14 protein-coding genes are annotated in these 15,710 nt (G+C 56.2%); 6 read left to right on the top strand and 8 right to left on the bottom strand.

Annotated features, from left to right (window positions below; translation table 11 throughout):
- Positions 1-282 precede the first annotated feature (282 nt).
- The 4 genes from AC2TCY_RS13175 to AC2TCY_RS13160 are packed head-to-tail and all read left to right on the top strand — an operon-like array spanning position 283 to position 4,518.
- Entirely contained in the window at positions 283-1,884 is a 1,602-nt protein-coding gene (locus tag AC2TCY_RS13175; protein WP_480847920.1) for a L,D-transpeptidase family protein, read from the top strand.
- 35 nt (positions 1,885-1,919) lie between these two features.
- The gene (locus AC2TCY_RS13170) at positions 1,920-3,011 is read left to right on the top strand and encodes a UDP-3-O-(3-hydroxymyristoyl)glucosamine N-acyltransferase (protein ID WP_480847919.1); all 1,092 of its coding nucleotides are present in this window, start codon (positions 1,920-1,922) and stop codon (positions 3,009-3,011) included.
- 32 nt (positions 3,012-3,043) lie between these two features.
- Positions 3,044-3,301 carry an acyl carrier protein gene (locus AC2TCY_RS13165; protein ID WP_480847918.1) on the top strand — a complete coding sequence of 86 codons (258 nt, stop codon included), beginning with the start codon at positions 3,044-3,046 and terminating at the stop codon, positions 3,299-3,301.
- A gap of 8 nt (positions 3,302-3,309) precedes the next feature.
- Complete coding sequence (locus AC2TCY_RS13160) at positions 3,310-4,518, top strand: beta-ketoacyl-[acyl-carrier-protein] synthase family protein (RefSeq protein WP_480847917.1); 1,209 nt, start codon at positions 3,310-3,312, stop codon at positions 4,516-4,518.
- Positions 4,519-4,569: 51 nt separating this feature from the next.
- Here the strand turns inward: AC2TCY_RS13160 and AC2TCY_RS13155 are convergent, their stop codons facing one another.
- Positions 4,570-5,163 carry an invasion associated locus B family protein gene (locus AC2TCY_RS13155; protein WP_480847916.1) on the bottom strand — a complete coding sequence of 198 codons (594 nt, stop codon included), beginning with the start codon at positions 5,161-5,163 and terminating at the stop codon, positions 4,570-4,572.
- A gap of 450 nt (positions 5,164-5,613) precedes the next feature.
- Between AC2TCY_RS13155 and AC2TCY_RS13150 the strand changes: the two genes are divergently transcribed.
- Positions 5,614-7,161 carry a helicase HerA-like domain-containing protein gene (locus AC2TCY_RS13150; RefSeq protein WP_480847915.1) on the top strand — a complete coding sequence of 516 codons (1,548 nt, stop codon included), beginning with the start codon at positions 5,614-5,616 and terminating at the stop codon, positions 7,159-7,161.
- Positions 7,162-7,645: 484 nt separating this feature from the next.
- Here the strand turns inward: AC2TCY_RS13150 and AC2TCY_RS13145 are convergent, their stop codons facing one another.
- The 6 genes from AC2TCY_RS13145 to AC2TCY_RS13120 all read right to left on the bottom strand — a co-directional run bounded on the left by AC2TCY_RS13145 (position 7,646) and on the right by AC2TCY_RS13120 (position 13,297).
- A complete protein-coding gene (locus tag AC2TCY_RS13145) occupies positions 7,646-8,959 on the bottom strand; it encodes a branched-chain amino acid ABC transporter permease (protein ID WP_480847914.1) in 1,314 nt (437 codons plus the stop codon).
- Positions 8,956-9,966 carry a branched-chain amino acid ABC transporter permease gene (locus AC2TCY_RS13140; protein ID WP_480847913.1) on the bottom strand — a complete coding sequence of 337 codons (1,011 nt, stop codon included), beginning with the start codon at positions 9,964-9,966 and terminating at the stop codon, positions 8,956-8,958. Before AC2TCY_RS13140 ends, AC2TCY_RS13145 begins: the two co-directional genes overlap by 4 nt.
- Complete coding sequence (locus AC2TCY_RS13135; RefSeq protein WP_480847912.1) at positions 9,966-10,367, bottom strand: hypothetical protein; 402 nt, start codon at positions 10,365-10,367, stop codon at positions 9,966-9,968. The genes AC2TCY_RS13140 and AC2TCY_RS13135 overlap by 1 nt, the downstream gene beginning before the upstream one ends.
- A 2-nt stretch (positions 10,368-10,369) precedes the next feature.
- Positions 10,370-11,200 (bottom strand): ABC transporter ATP-binding protein, encoded by an 831-nt coding sequence (locus AC2TCY_RS13130; RefSeq protein WP_480847911.1) that lies wholly within the window; start codon positions 11,198-11,200, stop codon positions 10,370-10,372.
- Positions 11,197-11,985 carry an ABC transporter ATP-binding protein gene (locus tag AC2TCY_RS13125; RefSeq protein ID WP_170413254.1) on the bottom strand — a complete coding sequence of 263 codons (789 nt, stop codon included), beginning with the start codon at positions 11,983-11,985 and terminating at the stop codon, positions 11,197-11,199. Before AC2TCY_RS13125 ends, AC2TCY_RS13130 begins: the two co-directional genes overlap by 4 nt.
- A gap of 130 nt (positions 11,986-12,115) precedes the next feature.
- Positions 12,116-13,297 carry an ABC transporter substrate-binding protein gene (locus AC2TCY_RS13120; protein ID WP_480847910.1) on the bottom strand — a complete coding sequence of 394 codons (1,182 nt, stop codon included), beginning with the start codon at positions 13,295-13,297 and terminating at the stop codon, positions 12,116-12,118.
- A gap of 152 nt (positions 13,298-13,449) precedes the next feature.
- Here AC2TCY_RS13120 and AC2TCY_RS13115 point away from each other — a divergent pair, with 152 nt between their 5' ends.
- The gene (locus AC2TCY_RS13115; RefSeq protein ID WP_480847909.1) at positions 13,450-14,547 is read left to right on the top strand and encodes a PQQ-dependent sugar dehydrogenase; all 1,098 of its coding nucleotides are present in this window, start codon (positions 13,450-13,452) and stop codon (positions 14,545-14,547) included.
- Here the strand turns inward: AC2TCY_RS13115 and AC2TCY_RS13110 are convergent.
- On the bottom strand, positions 14,544-15,548 hold the full coding sequence (locus AC2TCY_RS13110) for a GlxA family transcriptional regulator (RefSeq protein WP_480847908.1): 1,005 nt from the start codon (positions 15,546-15,548) through the stop codon (positions 14,544-14,546). The genes AC2TCY_RS13115 and AC2TCY_RS13110 overlap by 4 nt on opposite strands.
- Positions 15,549-15,710: the final 162 nt, after the last annotated feature.

The following is a 15,710-nucleotide window of genomic DNA, read 5'->3' as shown; positions in this document are numbered from 1 at the left end:
ATGCGGGTTTTATGGCACAGTTGGAATCACGCGCCAAGGAGTCTTTCACTGATGCGAAATCAAGGGGGAATTTTCGGCAGTTTTTTGCGCAACTGATGCGAACCTGCACAGTTTTGCCACAGTAGATCGGCGCTTACCCGCTCGCGATGCAAACGCGCATCACGGTTCGAAAGATGACCCTTGTTGATGGATTTGTGAATAGACATCCGATGCGGCGCGAAACATTATTTCGCAATGCCCTGTTTTAGGGTTGTCAAGTCATTGAATAACCAAGGACACCCCATGCCCTCTGTCTTTCGGACATGTACCAGTTTTCTCATCGCCGCTTGTTTCGCGGTATCCGGGTCTGTCGCGCAGGCCGGAACGACCAATACAGCGTTCCAATTGGCCGTGGCAGAGGCCACAGTGAAGCAAAAGGGCATATCCGAGTTTTACCGGGAAAACGGGTTCGAGCCAATTTGGGTCGGGGACACGCCCGAACATGCAGCTCGACGTGCAAAATTGATAAAGGCCTTGTCGACGACAGATCTGCATGGGCTGCCAGCCGCACGATTTGACGTGCAATCCCTTGTGACACGCATGGAAGAGGCGCGAACAGTTCGCGATCTTGGACGTTTGGAAGCGGAACTGACCCGCGCATTCTTGAAGTACGCCAATGACGTAAAATCCGGAACTGTAAAGCCGTCTGATATTGATGAAGGCCTTGTGCGAAAGGTGGACCGGCGGTCAGCCGCAGAGCATCTGGAACTGATGATGTCCGAGCCGGCCGGTGGATACATTGGCAAGCTCTCACCGCAGTCCAACCAATACCGAGCGTTGCTGAAGCAGAAAATTGCTTTGGAGAAGCTAATCGCTCAGGGTGGATGGGGCGCTACGGTTCCCGTTTCGAAACTGGAACACGGCGACACCGGACCCAATGTCGTTAAGTTGCGCAATCGGCTTGTGACAATGGGGTACCTGAAGCCGACCGCCAGCCCCAATTTTGACACCCAACTTTTGTCGGCAGTGCAGGCTTTTCAAACTGCCCACGGGTTGGAGCCAGATGGCGTCGCCGGGCAGGGAACCCTTACCGAGATCAATCGACCGGCGTCAGACAGGCTCAAGTCCGTGTTGGTTGCTTTAGAGCGAGAGCGTTGGTTGCCCGAGCAACGCGGTACACGCCACATTCTGGTTAATCAGGCGGATTTCTCGGCCAAAATTGTTGACGAGGGGCAAGTGACTTTTGAAACCCGCGCTGTGATCGGCAAAAACACACATGATCGTCGCAGCCCGGAATTCTCGGATGAGATGGAGCATATGGTGATCAATCCCAGTTGGTATGTGCCGCGCTCGATCATCACCAAGGAATACCTGCCGAAGTTGCAATCCAATCCGAATGCGGTCGGGCATATTCAGATCACGGATCGCAGCGGTCGTCAGGTCAATCGGGGAGCGGTCGATTTCACTCAGTTCACGGCCCGCGATTTCCCGTTTGCGATGCGGCAACCGCCCAGCAAAAGCAATGCGCTGGGGTTGGTGAAGTTCATGTTCCCCAACAAGTACAACATCTATCTCCATGATACGCCTCAGAAAAGTCTGTTTGCGCGTGAGGTGCGAGCGTTTTCGCATGGCTGTATACGGTTGGCGCAACCCTTTGAATTTGCTTACGCGTTGCTTGCACGGCAAGAAGAAGACCCCAAGGCGTTTTTCCATCGCGTTTTAGCCACCGGCAAAGAGACAAAGGTGAATCTTGACCAGCCCGTTCCTGTGCATTTGATCTATCGGACGGCCTATGTCGGCCCTAAAGGCGACATACAGTATCGTCGCGACGTCTATAACCGGGATCGCAAAATCTGGGAGGCGCTGCAAAAGGCAGGGGTGGTCCTGCCGGACGTTCAAGGGTAATCACGGGGGCAAGTCCTGCCACAAGGAAGCCCATGATGCAGCACACCATTGAACAGATCGCTCAGGCTTTGGGTGCCGAAGCCGCGGGTCAGACCAGTCTGACTGTTTTGCGCGCCGCTGAGCCCGGAGATGCCGGGCCCACCGATTTGGCCATGGCGATGTCGCCAAAATATGCAGAATCTCTGGCATCAGGTTCGGCTCGCGCTGCCGTACTATGGGAGGGCGCAGATTGGCAGGCATTGGGACTTGAAGCGGCGATCTTTGTCGGACGTCCGCGGATGGCAATGGCCGGTATCACCTCGATTCTGGATCGCGGTCAGGGGGTTCAGCCTGGTACACACCCTTCGGCTGTTGTGGATCCGACTGCCGAGATCGGAGCGGACGTCTCCATTGGCCCGCTTGCGGTGGTCGGTGCACGGGCGCAAATCGGTTCGGGCTCGGTGATTGGGGCGCATTGCGTGATAGGCATTGATGTTACCCTGGGCAAAAACGCCATGCTGCGCGAGATGGTCAGCATCGGCGCGCGCACTGTCATTGGCGATCGCTTCATCGCGCAACCCGGCGCACGGATTGGCGGAGACGGATTTAGCTTTGTCACACCCGAGGTTTCCGGTGCCGAGAATGCGCGTAAAACCTTGGGTGATACAGGTGATGCCAAAGCCCAGAACTGGTTGCGAATCCACTCTTTGGGTGCCGTCGAAATCGGTGACGATGTCGAGGTCGGCGCCAATTGCACGGTCGACAATGGAACGATCCGCAACACCGTTATTGGCAACGGCTCGAAGCTCGATAACCTAGTCCACGTCGGACATAACACACGGGTTGGGCGGGATTGCCTGCTGTGCGGTCAAACCGGTGTGTCCGGCTCGGTTGAGATTGGCAACAACGTTGTGTTGGGCGGGCAAACCGGCGTCGTCGACAACATCTTCATCGGAGACGGCGTGATTTCGGGCGGTGGGACGAAAATCCTGTCCAATGTACCCGCAGGTCGCGTACTCATGGGATATCCCGGCATTAAAATGGAAAGCCATACGGATATCTACAAGGCGCAGCGTCGTCTGCCACGTATAGCGCGTGACGTCGAGGCGTTGAAAAAGGCTGTTTTCAAACAGCCCACGAGCGATTAAATCATCCGCAACGCGAAACTCAGGGGATCGACATGAGCATCAGCGACCGCGTCATCGCAATCATTGCCGAGCAGGCCGTGTTGGAGCCATCGGATGTGACGCCCGACAGCACGTTGGAGGACTTGGGTATTGACAGCCTAGGGCTGGTCGAGAGCATTTTTGCCATCGAAGAGGAATTCGACATCACGGTGCCTTTCAACGCAAACGAACCCACGGCCAGCGATTTCGATATATCGAACGTGGCTGCAATCATCGCGGGTATAGAAAAACTCGTATCGGAAAAGGCCTGACAACCGGTATGAAACGCGTTGTCATTACGGGTGCGGGCACAATCAACTCGCTGGGCCATTCTGTTCCCGATACTCTTGAAGCCATGCGTGAGGGGCGCTGCGGCATCTCGGATCTCGAGTTTCGCGATGTCGAACGTCTGTCCATCAAGATTGGTGGTCAGGTGCGGGGGTTTGAGGCCGAAGGTCGGTTCAACCGCCAACAGATGACACTCTATGATCGGTTTACTCAGTTTACCCTGACAGCTGCAAAAGAGGCGATCGACCAGTCCGGCATTGCTTTTCACGGCGATCTGGCCGCGCGTTCCGGGGTTGTACTGGGAACGGCTGGTGGTGGCGTGTCAACATGGGATGACAACTACCGTTCGGTGTATGAGGACGGCAAAAACCGAGTGCATCCATTCGTCGTGCCCAAACTGATGAACAATGCGGCAGCGAGCCATGTGTCGATGGAGCACAATCTCAAAGGCCCCAGTTTCACGGTATCCACTGCCTGTGCCTCGTCAAACCACGCGATGGCGTTGGCCTTTCAGATGGTGCGCAGTGGTGCGGCCCCTGCAATGATTACTGGCGGATCAGAATCCATGCTGTGTTTTGGCGGTGTCAAAGCGTGGGAAGGCTTGCGGGTCATGTCCAAGGACGCCTGCCGCCCTTTCAGCGCCAACCGTAACGGTATGGTTCAGGGCGAAGGCGCAGGCGCGTTTGTGTTCGAGGAGTACGAGCACGCGCGCGCACGCGGTGCCGACATTCTGTGTGAAGTTGTTGGTTTTGCGATGTCGTCGGATGCCGCCGATATCGTGATGCCCAGTAAACAAGGTGCCTCACGCGCTATGGCGGGTGCCCTAGCGGACGCCAAACTGGATGCTAGCGATGTGGGTTATATCAATGCACATGGCACTGGTACCGCGGCTAATGACAAAACCGAATGTGCTGCCGTTGCAGATGTTTTTGGTCCACATGCAGATGAGCTAATGATCTCGTCCACCAAGTCCATGCATGGGCACCTAATCGGCGGCACCGGTGCGGTCGAGTTGTTGGCTTGCATCATGGCGCTGCGCGACGGCGTCATTGCTCCAACCATCGGGTATGAAGAACCCGACCCGGAATGCGCCCTGGACGTAGTCCCGAATGAGGCGCGTGAGGCAAAAGTAGATGTCGCTCTTAGTAACGCGTTTGCGTTTGGCGGGCTGAACGCCGTTCTGGCGTTGAAGCGCGTATAAAAAAGCCGCCGTGCAAACACGGCGGCAATCTATCGAAATCGTCGCAATTTTTTAGTTTACGGACGGCGTCAGGCCATCAAAGGCCGAAGTAAAACCACTCAGGGACATCTCCATGTTCAGAACCTGGTTGGGCGCGCGTGCGGGGACCAGCGACAGAACGGCCTTCGAACCTGATTTCATAGCATCGATGTCGCCTTGAGTGAGACCCAACTGCGCTATGCAGCCAACTGGCATGCAGTGGTGATAGTTGTAGAGCTTCCGCGGCGCGCCATCGATGGAGATCGCAAGCTGGGCTTGTAATAGGGTTTCCAACGGCACGACCACGTTCGCCCATGCAACAGCGGCGCCGCCTTCGGGCAGTTTACCAACGGTGACTTCCGCAATCGGATCGCCCTGGGCACCCTTCAGAATCTGAACCATGGCGCAAGGATCATCCCCATCTTCAGACTTGATGCACGAAATCCCCCACTCGCCGCTTTCTTCCTTGATGTATTGCTCTCCAATACGGGGGCCGGATTCGCCGAGATCCAGGTCACTTCCGACTTGCGACTGGTCGGTTTGCGCCTCTGATGTGTCCTGCGCGTAGGCCGCGCCGCTCAGCAGAGCTGCAGCCGCAAATGTGAATGGGACTAGTTTCCTGATCATGAATGCCTCGTAATGCTGATCCAGCTTTTTGTTCCCTCTATCACCAAGGAACCGTAGTGTCAGGTTTAAACCGGTATCCGTGCCTGAAAATAACAGATTTCCGCCGAAGCACTGGTCGCAATTGCATGTGATACCAACGGAAAAGGGAGCCGGTGGAGCGGCTCCCTTCTTGAATTTTTCTCCCCGTCGGACTGGCCGACTTAGTTATGCGCAAACGTTACGAGAGCGAAACCCAACGGTCAACAGCTATCCGCAAAAATTTGTCCCGCTTTTAAAAAGTTTGATTGGGAGAGTCCGAAAAAAAAGCCGTGCCCAAAGGCACGGCCAGTCAACAGGGAGGAAGTTTGTTCCCTTACGGATATCTTCGCAAAGAAAGCAAAATGACTATCGCAGCCAAAGGTTAACTTTGTATGCTTGGCCCAGATCGTTAGAGTTTGGGGCAGTTTTTCTATGAGCGACAAAATTTTCATCGGCGGCGCGGGTCCGGACTACGGGCAGGCGCAGGGTTTGGCTTTGAAGTACGCCAACCGCCACGGGCTGATTGCGGGCTCGACCGGCACTGGCAAAACCGTCACGTTGCAAATCCTGGCCGAGGGCTTTTCAAAAGCTGGAGTCCCAGTGTTTTTGTCCGACGTCAAAGGGGATTTGTCCGGGTTGGCCCTGCCGGGTAGCGAAGATCACAAACTGCATAAGGCTTTTCAAGAGCGCGCAACTCGCATCGGGTTCGACGACTTCTCCTATGCCGCCTGCCCAGTCACTTTCTGGGACTTGTTCGGCGAGCAGGGTCATCCGGTTCGCACTACGGTGACCGAAATGGGTCCGTTGCTGTTATCGCGGCTGATGGCGCTGAGTGAAGCACAGGAAGGTATTCTGAACATTGCGTTTCGGGTCGCGGATGAAGAGGGGATGCCGCTGCTGGACCTCAAGGACCTTCAAGCGCTGTTGGTCTGGATTGGTGAAAACCGCGCGCAGTTGTCTTTGCGTTATGGCAATGTGTCGACGGCGTCAATCGGTGCAATTCAGCGTCGTTTGCTCGTTTTGGAAAATCAGGGCGGCACAAACCTGTTTGGTGAACCTGCGCTGGACCTTTCCGATCTGATGCGAACCGACGAGAACGGGCAGGGGATGGTCAACATTCTCGCCTCTGACAAGCTGATGGGCGCACCTCGGCTTTATGCGACGTTCCTGCTGTGGTTGCTGAGCGAGTTGTTCGAAGAACTGCCCGAGGTTGGCGACCCGGACAAACCCAAGTTGGTATTCTTTTTTGACGAGGCGCACCTGCTGTTCGACGACGCCCCCAAAGTCCTGGTCGACAAGGTCGAACAGGTCGCGCGGTTGATCCGATCCAAGGGTGTGGGTGTGTACTTTATCTCTCAGCACCCGGCGGACATCCCCGAGGATATTCTGGGTCAGCTTGGCAACCGCGTTCAACACGCTTTACGTGCCTTCACGGCTCGCGACCGCAAGAACCTGCGACTGGCAGCTGAAACCTACCGTGAAAACCCGGAGTTTGATACGGAAACGGCCATTCGCGAGGTCGGCGTAGGTGAGGCCGTAACCTCGATGTTGCAAAAGAAAGGCGTCCCAGGAGTAGTCGAGCGGACACTGATCCGCCCTCCTGGGTCTCAGCTGGGGCCGATAAACAAAGCCGAGCGTCAGGCGGTTATGAAAGCCTCACCGATGGCTTCAAAATACAACGACGCCACCGATCGGAAATCGGCCTTTGAAATCCTTCAAGCGCGTGCAAATGCAGCCGCTCAAGAAGCTGCCGCCGCGGAGTCTGATGACGTTATCGAGCAGCAGACACCCATGGAACGCGAATACGCCTCGGCGCGCCGGTATTCCGGCAACCGTGTCGGACGATCTTCTTCCCGTGTCACGCGCAAGCAGGACACGTTTGCAACCGCCATGAGTGAGGCGGTTATCAAAGAGCTAAAGGGCACAACCGGCCGCCGCATCGTTCGCGGCATATTGGGCGGGTTGTTCCGGAGCCGATGAAAGATAGGAAGCGCCCGGTTACTACGTAATTGGGCGCCTGAGCCATCACTGATTCAGTCGGCGCAGCCCCTCTTGCTTGCAGTAATTGTCTGCTTCGGGCACTGACATTTTGGTGGCAGGAAAGTCTATTGCGCGATCCCAAGAGACACGGTCTGGCAAATACAATTGGCAAGTCACCACACCCTTTTCTGTCGGAACCTGAACAGGGGTGGTTTCCAGTTCTTCCGGGGTTGGCACGCAGGCCGAAAGTGCAGCCGCCAAGATAGCAATGGCTGCAGTAGTTTTGAGTGAAGTCGGCATGGGGTTCGTTACTCTTATTAACAAAAAATGATCGTTACAATCTGCCCGGGTTCTCTCCGAAATCGCCCGTCAGGTACCGCAGGATTGATGAGTGGCGGTAACCCGGTTTATTCTTTTTTGACCATCGAAACAAGAAACCGCGCCGAATGACGGCGCGGTTCAACAGTTCTCAGTGAGTTTTCGCCTACTTTTCAGGAATTAGGCCCCGAGGGCTGAACCTGAGAACAATCAGCAGGATCAAACCCATCGTGAACAACCTCATATGAGCGGCGCTGCCGATCAGATGCGCCTTCAGGGCGCTACCATCCGGCATCCCGGCGGTGATCAGGTTCATCAGCCACAGGCCGATGGGTTCGACCTGAACCCACAAGAACCAGATCAGGAACGCTCCCAGTACGGCGCCAAAGTTGTTGCCCGAGCCACCGACGATCACCATGACCCAGACCAGGAAAGTAAATCGCAATGGCTGGTACGCGCCGGGGGTCAACTGACCGTCCAGTGTAGTCATCATCGCGCCTGCGATCCCGCAGACTGCCGAACCCAAAACAAAGATTTGCAGGTGACGGCGAGTGACATCCTTGCCCATCGCCTCGGCCGCGACCTCATTGTCCCGGATGGCGCGCATCATGCGGCCCCAGGGGCTTTTGAGCGCCATCTGTGCCATCCAAAGCAGTGCCAGAAGCACAACAAGGAACAGCAGCGAATAGCCCAGTTTGACAGACAGGGTCGAGGCCGTGACTGGATCCAGCCCAAACCACTCGGCGCGGGCGAGAAAGCTGGGGTCATTCTGAAGCTCGACCTCGTAGCCGACGACTGGGGCAGGGCGCGGAATACCGTAAACATTCTTTACGCCACGGGCCAGCCAGTCCTCGTTTTTCATGATCGCTATGATGATCTCGGCAATGCCCAGCGTTGCAATTGCCAGATAGTCCGAACGCAGCCCCAGTGCCGTTTTGCCGATCAGCCAGGCAGCACCTGCTGCCAGCAAACCGCCTGCCGGCCAGGCTAGCAGAACGGGCAGGTTAAGACCTCCCAGGCTGCCTTCGACTGCGGGGTTAATCGCCTCAACTGTAGCCGCGTTTGGATCAAAGATTGCGCGATAGACAAAGAAACCAACCAGCAGGATGCCGATGATCGACACGGTTTGAGTGCGCCCTTTTGGCAATTTCTGCGCGACGAAAACCGCTGCCACCACCGTTGCCGCGCCCATTAACAGAGCCAGAATAATTCCATAACCACCCGCGGACCATGCTCCGGACGTCGGAGGGGTTGAGACCAAAACAACTGCCAGACCGCCCAGTGCAACAAAGCCCATGACACCGACGTTGAATAGTCCAGCGAAGCCCCATTGCAGGTTAACACCGATCGCCATGATGGCTGATATCAAACCCATGTTCAGGATCAGGATCGCGGCGTTCCAGCTTTGTGTGAAACCCGTCAGTAGGATCAGACAGCCAACGACAACGAAAAGCAGCGTGTTTTTAACAGACTCGCTCATACCGCTTTCCCCTTAAACAGACCCGTTGGTTTGAACAAAAGCACGATCAGCAAGATGACAAAGCTGACGGCGAATTTGTAATCGGTGGACAGGAACTGCACCAAGCCCGAAGGGGCTAGGCTTTCTGGCGCCATATAGGTGAGAACCTTTTTCCACGCATAGGTGATTGTGACCTCGGAAAAGGCGATGATGAACCCACCCGCGATCGCACCCAAGGGGTTGCCGAGGCCACCCACGATGGCCGAGGCGAAGATGGGCAGCAGAAGTTGAAAATAGACGAAGGGTTTGAAACTCTTGTCCAGCCCGTAAAGAACGCCTGCCGTCGTGGCCAAGGCTGCGACGATGATCCATGTGATCATCACCACACGTTCGGGATTGATGCCAGAGAGCAGCGCCAGATCCTCGTTGTCCGAATAGGCCCGCATCGATTTGCCGGTGCGCGTCTTGTTGAGGAACCAGAACAGTAGCGCCACGGCGACAACGGCCACAATCACAGTGATACCCTGAGAGGTTTTGATCGCCAGACCTTCTCTCAGCCCAGTCATCGCTTTGAAATCCCTTGCGGAAATCAGGAAACGAGCGCCGTCTGAAAACCTTTGATCGTCAGGACCAATGATGAATCGCACCAGACCGTTCATGATGAACATTACGCCCATCGAAACGATCACCAGAATGACCGGCTTGGCCTTCTGTTCCCGGTAAAAGCGGTAGACAAACCTGTCGGTGATCAGCACCAGAACGATACAGCCCAGTATAGCAAAGGGCAGGGCGAGCAGAGCGGTCGGCAGCGGCCCGAAACTGACCCCGGCGGCTTGCAGGCCCCACGTGACCAGAACAGCGATCATTGCGCCAAAGGCCATCGTGTCACCATGGGCAAAGTTCGAGAACCGCAGGATGCCATAGATCAGCGTCACCCCCAGAGCGCCCAGCGCCAACTGGCTGCCATAGGCGATTGCGGGAACAAGAACGAAGTTGGAGAGCGCCACAAGGGCGTTGAGGAAGTCCATTATTCAATGACCTCACAAGTTCCAATTTTTGTTGATACGCTCAGCTCGCCTTCAATGTCGTAGGTTTGCGTGCGAAGGCCTCGGCCGTCAGGGAAAACCGTCAGCATCTCTCCAGCAAGCGGGCCGGGCAAAGCGCGGGTAACGAATTGACGAACCCCGGCAACACCGGGGACTTCGAAAGTCAATCCCTCAGCTTTGATCTCCAATAGCTCTGGGGCGGGTGTAGTAGCCAAAGCTACTGATTTTTGAGTTCCCACAAGCCTAGCTCGTTCCACAAGCCTAGCTTTGTCCCACTCACAAACAATCTGAAAGTCGTAGTCTTCTGAGATGGTCTCACTGTAGGCGCTGGTAGTAGCCACAAAAGCGCTTGTCACTGCGGCGCTAAGAAACAATTTGCGCATCCTCACCCCCCCAAGAAACTCTTACGCACTTCGGGATCGGCCAGAAGTTCCTTGCCCGTGCCGGTATAGGCATTCCGCCCCTGAACCAGCACATATCCCTTGTCCGCGATCTCCAGCGCCTGACGGGCGTTCTGCTCGACCATCAGGATCGGCAGACCGGTGCGCGAAACCTCGATGATCCGGTCGAACAGCTCATCCATCACGATGGGCGAGACACCGGCGGTGGGTTCGTCCAACATCAATACTTTCGGCTGGGTCATCAGCGCGCGGCCCACGGCAACCTGTTGGCGCTGGCCGCCCGATAGCTCTCCGGCGGCCTGATTGCGTTTGTCGCGCAGGATGGGGAAGAGGTCAAAGACCTGCTCCATCGTCTGGCTGATGTCGTCACGGCGGATGAAGGCACCCATCTCGAGGTTTTCCTCAACCGTCATCGTGGTGAAAATGTTTTGGGTCTGAGGCACGAAGCCCATGCCTTTGATCACGCGATCCTGTGGCGATAGGTTGGTGATGTCCTCTCCGTCCAGCCGCACAGCGCCAGCGCGGACGTCGAGCATTCCGAATACAGCTTTCATCGCGGTGGATTTACCGGCACCGTTGGGACCAACGATTACAGCGATCTCACCTTTATCGACGGCGATGGTGCAGTCATGCAGGATGTCCGGGCCTTTACCGTATCCGCCGGTCATGGTGTCACCGATAAGAAACGGGCCGCCGCCGACATAATGGGTTTCACCGCTTTTCCTGTGCGCCGGGGTCATTGTCCCAATGCCGGCAGTGTTGGTGATCGAAGCGTCTTTGTTGCCGTGATCGTCCTGATAGGGGTTGTCGCTCATGCGCCGGCCTCCAGCTTGTCCTTGTTCTTCAGGCCGGTGCCCAGATAGGCCTCGATCACGTGTTCATTGGCTTTGATCTCGTCTAGAGTACCTTCGGCCAGAACCTTACCCTCGGCCATGCAGATAACCGGGTCGCAGATTTTGCCGATGAAATCCATGTCGTGCTCGATGACGACAAAAGTATAGCCGCGTTCCTTGTTCAGGCGCAGGATCGTGTCGGCGATCGTCATCAGAAGGGTGCGGTTCACACCTGCGCCAACCTCATCCAGAAACACGATCTTGGCGTCGACCATCATTGTGCGGCCAAGCTCCAGCAGTTTTTTCTGACCGCCCGAGACCTGACCGGCCTTGTGATCGGCCAGATGTTCGATGGTCAGGAATTCCAGAACCTCGTCGGCCTTTGCCTTCAGCGCGCGTTCTTCATCCGCGATGCGCTTGCGTCCGAACCACGTGTTCCACAGCGATTCCCCGGATTGTGCGCCGGGCACCATCATCAGGTTTTCGCGGCAGGACATCGACGAGAACTCATGCGCGATCTGGAAGGTACGCAGCAAGCCTTTGTGAAACAGATCATGAGGTGGCAGGCCGGTGATTTCCTCGCCATCCATGAATACTTTGCCGCTTGTCGGCGGTAGAACACCTGCGATCACGTTGAACAGAGTGGTTTTTCCAGCCCCATTCGGCCCGATCAGGCCGGTGATGGAACCTTTTTGGATTTCCAGCGATGCCCCATCCACCGCGTGAAACCCGCCGAAATGCTTGTGCACGTCCTCGACGACGATCATCTTTTCCCCTAGCCACCCTTGTCGGTGTTTCTGCTTCCCTATCCCCAAAAGGTGAGGTGCGGCCTTTTTTCATTGAAACAGCCCGGACACAAGGCCCGGGCTGCTTGGTCTTATAGATTGTAGGCCGAAATCAACGGAAGTTGACGGTCTTGTTTTCGCCGTCGGTTACCTCGATTTCGCGGTAGGAACCTGCGCTTTCACCGGGACCGATTAGCTCAACGCCCGACGCGCCGACATAATCGATGTCCTGACCAGCGGCCAGCAGTTCCAGACCCTTGGCCAGCTCGCCAGGATAGATTTTCTCACCCGGAGCGTTGGCGACGTCCATGATCTTGGCGCCATATTCAGCCGGGTTGGTCGACCCTGCGGCTTGCATGGCCAGCATAAACAGCGCAGCTGCGTCGTAGGACTCAGGCGAGTAGGGCGATGAGCCGTCAAAGCCTGCGGCCTCGGCCATGGCAAAGTACTTCTCGGCACCTTCACCGCCCGAACCGGCGATCTGACCGAACGAACCGTTCAGGTCGGGCCCGACATTGGCGGGCAGCGAGTCACCGATCATACCGCCTGGCAGGCCGAACGTGTCGAACGCGCCGCTGTCCAGAGACGACTGGATGATGCCCAGGCCACCTTGGTCCAGATAACCTGCAACGACCAGAATGTCGCCACCGGCCGATGCCAGTGCACCAACTTCGGCCGAATAGTCGGCTTTGCCGTCTTCGTGCGCGGCAACGATGGTCACTTCACCGCCTGCTGCTTCGAACGAGGACTGAATCGCATCGGCCAGACCTTTGCCGTAGTCGTTGTTGGTGTAGGTCAGGGCGATCGAGTTGATGCCGCGGTCCTTCAGGATGTCGGCCATCACTTCGCCTTCCCGCGCATCCGACGGAGCGGTGCGGAAGAACAGGCCGTTGTCTTCCATGGTCGACAAGCCGGGCGACGTTGCCGACGGTGAGATCATGACCATGCCGTTCGGAATAGCCACGTTCTGCAGGATAGCACCGGTCACGCCCGAGCAGTCACCACCGATGATGCCGGCAACGCCTTCACCGATCATGCGTTCGCCGTTCGATGTAGCCAGGCCGTTGTCGATGCAGCCAGTGTCGGCACGCGACGCGGCGACTTTGGAGCCGTCCAGTAGTTTACCGGATTCGGTGACCTCAGACATTGCCAACTCGGCACCTGAACCCATAGCCGGGGCCAGCGATTCGATTGGGCCGGTGAAGCCAAACAGAACGCCCAGTGTCACGTCTTCGGCCATTGCGGTACCAGCCAGCAAAGCGGTTGCTGCAGTTGCTGTAAGCAGCTTTTTCATATGGTTACTCCCTTATTGGAACGTATTCGTTCTGGGCACGACCCTAGGCAAGCTATTCGGAAAAGAAAAGTCCTAACGAAAAGTTGGCTTTCACATGGCCACGCTATCTTGTTTGCTCAGACGTGGGCGACCCAAATTACCGGAGGTTTCGGATGCTTAGGCTTGGTGTTTTTCTAGTGTTTCTCTTCACATCAGGTGTCGCGTCTGCAGACCAGATACAAACCTCGGTCGGCACTGTGACTTTGACTAAGCTTGTCGGTGGGCTGGATACGCCCTGGGCTATCGGCATTTTGCCGGACGGTGCGTTTCTGGTGACCGAGAGGGATGGCAAATTACTTCTTGTTGCCGACGGGGACGTAAGCCGGGTCAAAGGTACCCCAAAGGTCGCAGCGTCGGGTCAGGGTGGATTGTTGGACGTCACCGTGGCGCGTGACTTCGCACAAAGCCGTGAAGTTTTCCTGACGTTCTCGAAAAAGCAGCGAGGTGGCGCGGGGACAGCTGTGGCCGTGGCGCGCCTGTCTGAAAATGGCAAGCGACTGACAAATTTACGAGTCATTTTCGAAGCAATACCAGGTGGTTCATCGGGTCGGCATTTTGGCTCGCGGGTTGTCGAGGCTACGGATGGTACTTTGTTCGTGACTATAGGGGACAGGGGGGACGGACCCGCGGCGCAGGATCTCTTGACCCATATGGGAACGGTTATTCGTATCAATCGGGACGGAACAGTGCCAACCGACAACCCATTCAAAGGGGAAGCGTCCGTTCGTCCCGAAATCTGGTCCTACGGACACCGAAACGCGCAAGGCGCCGGTTTCGATGCACAAGGGCGGCTTTGGATTTCGGAACATGGTGCGAAAGGGGGGGACGAAATCAATCTGGTACGGCCCGGCGCAAATTACGGCTGGCCGGTTATCTCGTACGGTACGCACTACTCGGGCAAAAAGATCGGTGAAGGAACGTCCAGACCGGGAATGGAGCAGCCCAAATACTACTGGGACCCGTCTATCGCTCCGTCGGGGTTGATGGTCTATTCAGGAAAGTTGTGGCCGCAGTGGAGAGGTGATCTGTTCGTCGGGTCGCTCAAATTCGACTATATTGCGCGGCTGGCTGGTTCTCCGCTGCGCGAAGTCGAGCAGATCAAAGGGCCCGAGACGGAGCGCGTTCGGGATATCGTCGAAGCGCCTGACGGGTCGATCTGGTTCATCTCGGTTGGAAATGAAGCGGTCTACAGGATGACGCCTGCCCGTTAAACGGACAGCCTTCCGCCTTGAGCGCCACGCTCGCGATAGGGCGTCGTGTTGTAATGCGCCCGGTAGCATTTCGAAAAATGCGAGGGGCTGGCAAATCCGCAGGCGAGCGCCACGTTAATCACGCTCATATCCGTCTGCATCAGCAGGTTGCGTGCTTTGTGCAGACGCAGCTCCATATAATAGCGCTTGGGCGACCGGCTAAGGTAACGACGGAACAGACGTTCTAGCTGACGCGTTGACATGCCGACGTCTTTGGCCAGAATCGAAGGCGAGATCGGCTCTTCGATGTTCTTTTCCATCATCAGGATTACCTGACTCAGCTTGGGGTGGCGCACGCCGATCCGGGTGGGTGTGGACAGGCGTTGAGTGTCCTGATCCGTACGGATCGAGGAATAGATCATCTGATCTGCAACGGCATTTGCCAGCTCTTCACCGTAATCTGCGGCGATCAGTTTGAGCATCAGATCAATAGACGACGTTCCGCCTGCAGTGGTCATCCGGTTTCCGTCGATCAGAAATACTGACTTGGTCAGTTCGACCGAGTCGAATTCTTCGGCAAAACTGTCGGAGTTTTCCCAATGAATCGTCGCACGCTTGCCATCCAGCAAACCAGCTTTGGCTAGCGTATAGGCCGCGGTGCACAGCCCGCCAATCTTCAGCCCTTTGCGCGCTTCACGGCGCAACCAGTTAAGCACGCGTTTTGTCGTGGCTGCTTGGACATCGACGCCGCCGCAAACAAGGATTACTTCGTCCCGCTGAAGCTCGGACAAATCGCAATCAAGATTGAATTCTGTCCCGGCCGAACATTTGACCGTTTCACCGCCTTCACCGGCCAGCGTCCAGGAATACAGGTCGCGATCAGACATACGGTTGGCGATGCGCAGGCTATCCAGCGCTGACGCAAAGGACAGCAGTGAAAACTTGTCCAGCAGAACAAAAACATAATTGTTCGGCTTTGTGGCATTGCTGTCCACAGTGACAACTTGGCGTTGCTCTTGCATGGCGAACTGTCCTTGATTCGGTGCCTGCCGACTTTTTACAGACGGCGGAATTGCCAGCCACCATGCTCAAAGCTTGTTTACGTCGTCAAGAGGCGCAAAAGGATATGGTCACTCTTCATTGCATTTTGTATAGAGACGCTCTGAAATACTTCAGCGGAGATC

The organism is Ruegeria sp. HKCCD7181 (genome assembly GCF_057221055.1).
The sequence above is the reverse complement of the archived record's forward strand: the minus strand, read 5'-3'. Positions and strand labels throughout refer to the sequence as shown.

Excerpts from the sequence above, each read along its gene's own strand:
- AC2TCY_RS13175 (WP_480847920.1), top strand. The coding sequence starts at position 283 with ATGCCCTCTGTCTTTCGGACATGTACCAGTTTTCTCATCGCCGCTTGT.
- AC2TCY_RS13130 (WP_480847911.1), bottom strand. The coding sequence starts at position 11,200 with ATGAGCGACAACCCCTATCAGGACGATCACGGCAACAAAGACGCTTCG.
- AC2TCY_RS13120 (WP_480847910.1), bottom strand. The coding sequence starts at position 13,297 with ATGAAAAAGCTGCTTACAGCAACTGCAGCAACCGCTTTGCTGGCTGGT.
- AC2TCY_RS13165 (WP_480847918.1), top strand. The coding sequence starts at position 3,044 with ATGAGCATCAGCGACCGCGTCATCGCAATCATTGCCGAGCAGGCCGTG.
- AC2TCY_RS13115 (WP_480847909.1), top strand. The coding sequence starts at position 13,450 with ATGCTTAGGCTTGGTGTTTTTCTAGTGTTTCTCTTCACATCAGGTGTC.
- AC2TCY_RS13135 (WP_480847912.1), bottom strand. The coding sequence starts at position 10,367 with ATGCGCAAATTGTTTCTTAGCGCCGCAGTGACAAGCGCTTTTGTGGCT.
- AC2TCY_RS13110 (WP_480847908.1), bottom strand. The coding sequence starts at position 15,548 with ATGCAAGAGCAACGCCAAGTTGTCACTGTGGACAGCAATGCCACAAAG.
- AC2TCY_RS13155 (WP_480847916.1), bottom strand. The coding sequence starts at position 5,163 with ATGATCAGGAAACTAGTCCCATTCACATTTGCGGCTGCAGCTCTGCTG.
- AC2TCY_RS13140 (WP_480847913.1), bottom strand. The coding sequence starts at position 9,966 with ATGGACTTCCTCAACGCCCTTGTGGCGCTCTCCAACTTCGTTCTTGTT.
- AC2TCY_RS13150 (WP_480847915.1), top strand. The coding sequence starts at position 5,614 with ATGAGCGACAAAATTTTCATCGGCGGCGCGGGTCCGGACTACGGGCAG.
- AC2TCY_RS13125 (WP_170413254.1), bottom strand. The coding sequence starts at position 11,985 with ATGATCGTCGTCGAGGACGTGCACAAGCATTTCGGCGGGTTTCACGCG.
- AC2TCY_RS13160 (WP_480847917.1), top strand. The coding sequence starts at position 3,310 with ATGAAACGCGTTGTCATTACGGGTGCGGGCACAATCAACTCGCTGGGC.
- AC2TCY_RS13145 (WP_480847914.1), bottom strand. The coding sequence starts at position 8,959 with ATGAGCGAGTCTGTTAAAAACACGCTGCTTTTCGTTGTCGTTGGCTGT.
- AC2TCY_RS13170 (WP_480847919.1), top strand. The coding sequence starts at position 1,920 with ATGCAGCACACCATTGAACAGATCGCTCAGGCTTTGGGTGCCGAAGCC.